The following is a 3,672-nucleotide window of genomic DNA, read 5'->3' as shown; positions in this document are numbered from 1 at the left end:
GAAAAAGAATCAGATACTTATTTTAAAGAAAGTGGTGGTAGTATTTCAAGCTGAGGAAGTGGTGAAGAATGTGTTGGTAATTGAGAATTAATAGATTGAATAGTATATTGTTGATGTCTTGATCCTTGAGAAACTTTTGAGTTGGATTGATTAACTTATTGAGTTGTAGAAAATTGAGATTGAGAATATTGAATAAAAAATGGTAATTTATTTACAAGTTTTGAAGATAATATAGATAGAATTTGTACTTCTCATGTAACTGATATGTCTTGATATTATAATTCCTGAAGTGATTATTCTTCTTTTATTTGAAAATTAGATACTGATTTAGTTGTTGTTGATGATGAAGTTTTATGAATTGAAAATTGGGATACAAGCAATGTTACTACTATGGAGTTAATGTTTTATAATGCTTATAACTTTAATCAAAATATAGGAAATTGGGATACAAGTAATGTTACTAATATGAGTTATATGTTTCAAGCTTGGGAGACTGATTTAATAAATGATAAACATAATTTTAATCAAGATATAAGTAATTGGAATACAAGTAATGTTACTACTATGCAAGAAATGTTTTATAATGCATCTGATTTTAATCAAGATATAAGTAATTGGGACACAAGTAATGTTACTACTATGAAATATATGTTTTATAATGCTTATAACTTTAACCAAGATATAGGTAATTGGAATACAAGTAATGTTGCTAATATGGGTTATATGTTTCAAGCTTGGGACACTGATTTAACAAATGATAAACATAACTTTAATCAAGATATAGGTAATTGGGATACAAGTAATGTTGAAAATATGGATGAAATGTTTTATAATGCATCTGATTTTAATCAAGATCTATCATGATGGTGTGTTAATAACATTAGTTCAGAACCAGATTATTTTATTAATGATGGAGATAATAATTGGACTTTATCAAGACCAATATGGTGAACTTGTCCATAAGAGTAAATAAATAAAAAAAGTGTAACATATTAGCTACACTTTTTTTGTATTTAATTTATATAATATTTAAATCTTTAAGTTTTTTTTCGTATTCTTGTGATTCATTTCAATATTTTTTTTGTAAATAATTTTGTAATAAAGATTTCCATCATAATACACTATTTTGTAAATCTTTTTGTAAATCTTGTGCCATATCAATAACAGAATTTATATTTATTTTTTGTCTTTTTATTTTAATATCTTTGAGAGAGTTTACTAAATCTTTATTTATGACTAAATTTATATCATCATAATTAAAATCTTGTGTAAAAATTGTAAGCACAATTTTTTTCATATCTGGTATTATAAATTCTTCATTGCAAAAATCAAAATTATCAGATTCAAAATTGGAAATATTTTGTTCAAATATTTTATGTATATAATTTTTTAAATAATTTTCATCTATTAAATCATCATTTTTTTCAATAAATATATAAGGATTTATATTAATATTTTTTGCTATAATTTTATTTTCTTTTGGAAAATATTTATAAAGAAATTTGAATTGATTCTGTTCCAAAAAAGATGTATTCCACATACTACCTGTACAAAAATAATTTTTGTATAAAAAAGCTTGATGTAAATGTCAAGAAATAAATCTTGCATTTGGATAAGCAGAAAGAAATTCACTAGAAATAGCAACATCTTTATATGAAAATTTACTTTTTTGACCAGTAAAAACTTGATCAGCAAAATAATAATGATGAAAAACTAATAAATCATTATTTTTTGATAAATATTTATACAAAATATTATTAATATTAGCAGAAATTTTTTCATATTTATTATCTGATTTTGATAATGTATTTAATGTTATTTGAATTTTATCATTTGGATTTTCAAAAAAATCTATTTTTTCTTCAATAAAATAATTGTAAGGAAAAAATAAAGTTTTTTGACCTTCAATATCTGTAAGAAATGCTTTAGTAATGAAATAAATTTTATTTTCAAATTGAGAATTAATTATGTCAAAACTACTTTGTCACTCCAAAAAAACAAAATTATCACTTATTCGATCATGATTTCCTGCCAATACATAAATATTTTTTCAAGCTTTAAAAAACTCCAAAAATAAATTAAACATTTTAAGTAAAGATTTTCTATCATAACTAAAATGATAAACAAAATCTCACATAAAAATTATATTTTTTTCATCATTATTTTCATAAACATAATTTCTAATATTTTCTATAATTTGCTCACAAAAAATAGAATTTATATGAACATCACCTATTAACAACATTTTTAAATAAATTATATATTTAAATATAATTTTATATTAAACATTTGTAGAAAAAAAACAATCAAAAAATAATTAAAATATTTAGTTTCATATACATCTGGTTAATTAAATAAATAATGGGAAAAAAGAAAATCTATGATAAAATTAAAAAATGTAAAGTAATTTGTTGTATATTTTTTCATACCAAAATTTTACTTATTTTTTGAACAAACAAGATTGATTTTTAATCTTTTAATAATTGTTTTGCTTTTTCTAAAAAATTTAATATATCTTGCATTTTTTCCTTATCAATTTGATTAGCCTCTTTTTGTTTATCTAATAATGATTTAGCTCTATTTGCAAATGTAAAAGCTCTTTGATTTCTTTCTCTTCTTGATTTAACAATTATTTCCTTAATTTCACTATTTAATTCTTTTAATTTTTTTAAATCTGTTTCACTAATTTCACCAGTTCCACCAGTTTCTTCAGTTTCTTCAGTTTCACCAGTTTCTTCAGTTCCACTAGTTTCACCAGTTTCTTCAGTTTCTTCAGTTTCACCAGTTTCTTCAGTTTCTTCAGTTTCTTCAGTTTCTTCAGTTTCTTCAGTTTCTTCAGTTTCTTCAGTTTCTTCAGTTTCTTCAGTTTCTTCAGTTTCTTCAGTTTCTTCAGTTTCTTCAGTTTCTTCAGTTTCTTCAGTTTCTTCAGTTCCACCAGTTTCTTCAGTTCCACCAGTTTCTTCAGTTCCACCAGTTTCACCAGTTTCTTCAGTTCCATCAGTTTCATTAGTATTATTTCAATTAATACCATTAGGAAACATAGTAATATAAATTAATATTCATACAAAAATTAATATTATACCAAAAATTAAAAAAAGTATTAAAGGCATTTTATTTTTATTATTCTTTTTATTAATATTTTTTTTACTACTATTTTTATTATTATTTTTGCTATTATTTTTAGATTTTAAATTATTTAATTTAGTTCAAGTATCTTTATTATTTATAGTTTTATTAATATTTTTATCTAGTTCTCAAAATTCTTTATCTAAATTTATAGTTTTCTTTTTATTTTTATCTTTATTATTTTTATTATCTTTTTTATCATTATTCTGATTATCTCATAAATCTAGTTCTATACCATCAAATCAAGATTTATCATTATCATTATCATTTTTATCATCATTCTGATTATCTCATAAATCTAGATTAAAATCATTAAATCATGATTTGTCATTATCTTTATTATTATTTTTATTTTTTTCATCATTTTTATCATCTTTTTTATCATTATTCTGATTATCTCATAAATCTAGTTCTATACCATCAAATCATGATTTATCATTATCATTTTTATTATCTTTATCTTTATTTTTTTTATTTTTTTCATTTTTTTCATTTTTTTCATCATGATTATTATCATTATCTTTATTATTATTTTGATTATCTCAT

General features: G+C 21.3%; 2 protein-coding genes and 1 pseudogene. 1 reads left to right on the top strand and 2 read right to left on the bottom strand.

The annotated features are described in order from the left end of the window. Positions 1-141: 141 nt before the first annotated feature. Positions 142-963 carry a BspA family leucine-rich repeat surface protein gene (locus VAMP_RS07175; protein ID WP_439099516.1) on the top strand — a complete coding sequence of 274 codons (822 nt, stop codon included), beginning with the start codon at positions 142-144 and terminating at the stop codon, positions 961-963. Positions 964-1,018: 55 nt separating this feature from the next. Here VAMP_RS07175 and VAMP_RS04765 read toward each other — a convergent pair whose 3' ends face one another. Together VAMP_RS04765 and VAMP_RS04760 are read right to left on the bottom strand one after the other, a co-directional pair. Then, positions 1,019-2,245: a metallophosphoesterase family protein gene (locus VAMP_RS04765; protein ID WP_213349806.1), complete on the bottom strand. Its 1,227-nt coding sequence runs from the start codon at positions 2,243-2,245 to the stop codon at positions 1,019-1,021. A gap of 223 nt (positions 2,246-2,468) precedes the next feature. Next, positions 2,469-3,672 (bottom strand): annotated as a pseudogene (locus VAMP_RS04760) (hypothetical protein); the annotation flags it as partial.

Source organism: Candidatus Vampirococcus lugosii (assembly GCF_018420025.1).
Classification (GTDB): domain Bacteria; phylum Patescibacteriota; class Gracilibacteria; order Absconditabacterales; family Absconditicoccaceae; genus Vampirococcus; species Vampirococcus lugosii.
This window is presented reverse-complemented; position numbering and strand designations above follow the sequence as displayed.